General features: G+C 39.6%; 3 protein-coding genes and 1 pseudogene. 2 read left to right on the plus strand and 2 right to left on the minus strand.

All coding sequences use genetic code 11. The features are described 5' to 3' along the window. Positions 1–226: pseudogene (locus PN497_RS16990) on the plus strand (hypothetical protein); the annotation flags it as partial. Between the two features lie 87 nt (positions 227–313). Here PN497_RS16990 and PN497_RS16995 read toward each other — a convergent pair. Together PN497_RS16995 and PN497_RS17000 are read right to left on the minus strand one after the other, a co-directional pair. Further along, the gene (locus PN497_RS16995; RefSeq protein WP_096566177.1) at positions 314–898 is read right to left on the minus strand and encodes a phycobiliprotein lyase; all 585 of its coding nucleotides are present in this window, start codon (positions 896–898) and stop codon (positions 314–316) included. Between the two features lie 71 nt (positions 899–969). Next, on the minus strand, positions 970–1,650 hold the full coding sequence (locus PN497_RS17000; RefSeq protein WP_096566175.1) for a HEAT repeat domain-containing protein: 681 nt from the start codon (positions 1,648–1,650) through the stop codon (positions 970–972). A 202-nt stretch (positions 1,651–1,852) separates the two neighbouring features. Between PN497_RS17000 and PN497_RS17005 the strand changes: the two genes are divergently transcribed. Beyond that, the gene (locus tag PN497_RS17005) at positions 1,853–2,404 is read left to right on the plus strand and encodes a YciE/YciF ferroxidase family protein (RefSeq protein ID WP_096566173.1); all 552 of its coding nucleotides are present in this window, start codon (positions 1,853–1,855) and stop codon (positions 2,402–2,404) included. Positions 2,405–2,773 lie beyond the last annotated feature (369 nt).

The raw sequence follows: 2,773 nt of genomic DNA on the forward strand, positions 1-2,773 counted from the left end.
ACATGAAAGAATTACAAGTTGGGAAAATCCTATAGACAAGGCGGTATGGCAGTTAAAACAGGTATGTCAAGAATTACCATCAAGACCAATCACACTATGGGACATTGAATACGGATGTGCGCCATTCGTGATCAAAACGGCCGAGATTAATGCAGATAAAAAGTGTGCATTTTTTGGGATTTCAAGAGATGGCAAAGAAATTTTCCAATCTCCTCCTGACTCCTGACTCCTGACTCCTGACTCCTGACTCCTATGCCCTCACGGAAAGACTTTCTCAGCAAGCCCTATGTAATTTTCGGAGATGTCTAATGTGTTAACCGGCGCTGGCGTTAACTGTATTAACTGTATTAGCTGCTGCCATCGCTTTTTTAGATGCTTCCGTCGCCCCCATGCGAATCTCAGAAGTGAAAGAAGCCATACTAAAACCACCAAACCGCTTGAGGACACTTACCCGCATCCGCAGATTAGGACTAGCAAACCACAGTCTTTCCTCAGACCACATGGTTTCATACTCAGTAATTAAAGTTAAAGCACCATCATCACCCATTTTGTAAGTTCCTGCTACGGGTGCTTTTTCTGCATAACCCATTTCTCGCAGTAACTTACCTTCTCCGGGTTTATCTGCATCAGGTACGGTAACTAAAACCGTAGAACCTTCGTGTTTTTCTTCATCCCATTCCATTGTTCCCTTCCAGGTAACTCTTGCACCACAGGAAGCTGTACTGGGATGAACTTCATACTGTTCACACAGTTTGATCACTTCTGGATGATCTGCGGCCAGCATTTCAATCACGATGTCTGATTTACCATCTTCTGATTGCTTAAAGGCCAAATGGTGACTTGTACGGTGAGAGAACCATTTCCCAGCACTTAGCTCAAAAAACTCTTCAATATTCATGAATCGAATTATCCTGGCTCAAAATACAAACAATCCCACTTTTATTATTAAACGTTAACAGGAAGCGTTGCCTAAACTTGATTTTCTATTTCTTTTAGTCTCTTGAGGGAAATCGTCGCAGCTTGGGCAACATGAGGATGACTATCTTTTTCTAAGTATTTCAAGGCTGAAACACTCTTGGGAGTAGGGAGATTACCCAAAGCTTCTGCTAGACGTTGCCGCACTAACCAATCTTCGGCTTGGGCAAAGCGCAGGATGTGATCTACAGATTCAATAGATTTAATTTCTCCCAAAGCTGAAATAGCAGCTTGTTGGATGACTACTTCTTGGCTATTCAGTGCTTGAATTAAAATATCATGGGCGCGGGAGTCTTTAATATTACCTAACGCCACAGCAGCACTAAATCTAACTAACCAATCTGTATCTTCATAAAATGCCCGTGATAGTGCCTCAACTGCTCTATTATCACCCAAATAACCCAAAGCACCGGCAGCGTCAGCACGGATACCATAATCTGGGTCAGTTTCCAAAATCCGCACCAGAATAGGATAACATTCTGGAGTTTGTTTGATACCTAAAGCAAATACAGCCATTGAGCGCAGTTGCAGAGATTCATCATCCAAGACCTTTTTAATCAAAGGTACAGCATCTTCTGAGGGAATATCGCGGAGGTTGGCAAGGGCTACCATGCGATCGCGCAAATTTGGACTTTCTAACTGAGTAGAAATTATCTCTAAGTTGGGAGCAGTCATTTATATGAAATCACTATCTTTACCTATCTTTACTTTAACTTAATCAACCAAATCTACCCCAAGTCTTATGTTTGTCTACAAAAATAGCCGTTATATGTAACATATAAACTGTATCTTAGGTATGAAGAGAATACTGAAGGCTAAACGTAGGGTTATAAGGAACGACTGTTGGAAACAGCGTTTAACCTTCAGGAGAAAAACAATGGTTCAACTCAGCGAACGTCCTGGCGTAAAAAAAATCTCTAGCTCACAAGATAAGTTCATTTACGAAATTGGTGCGATGTATGATGCTGAACATCGCTTTTTAGAAGCTCAACAGATGATGTGGCAATGTTGTCAAAACAATCAATTGAAGTCTTTAATTGAGACACACATCCGCGAAACTGAGCAACAAATTAGAAATTTAGAGCAGGTTTTCACCACTCTGGGACAACAACCACAACGAGTTACTTGTGATGCTGCTGCTGGTGTGATCAGTGACGGTCAAAAATTCATGCTTTTGGCTGCTGACAGTCCAAAAATTCTCGAACAGGGAATAGCAGGTGGACAGTTAGTAGTAGAACATTTGGAAATTGCTTGTTATCGGTGCTTGATCAAAGGTGCTGAACAGATGGGACAAAACCAAGTGGTACAGTTGCTACAACAGAATTTGCAGCAAGAAGAACAAACAGCGCAAAAACTAGAGCAGTTACTACCACAGTTACTTCAACAAGCTCAGTCTGGTGACGGAAAAACTACGGCTAAATCTCGCTAATTTACCAATTCATAATTGATAATTGATAATTGACCCATTCTTCAAGTCTCCCTTTCTTCAGCGGAAAAAGATCAAAGTTTTCCATTGGACAAGTCAATCTTTTTTCTTTCAAGGATAGGTAATTTTCAATTGCACATTATTAATTGTCAGTTTTTGCAAGCGGTTAGCGTTGAAATAAGCTAATTAATTTGTAGGGACGTTCCAGGTAGCGTCTCTACATTTTTTATTAATTGGGAATTGGGGAGAAAAATTTTAGATTTTAGATTTTAGATTTTAGATTTTAGATTTTAGATTTTAGATTTTAGATTTTAGATTTTAGATTTTAGATTTTAGATTTTAGATTTTAGATTTTAGATTTTAGATTTTAGA

The organism is Sphaerospermopsis kisseleviana CS-549, from assembly GCF_028329225.1.
GTDB lineage: Bacteria > Cyanobacteriota > Cyanobacteriia > Cyanobacteriales > Nostocaceae > Sphaerospermopsis > Sphaerospermopsis kisseleviana.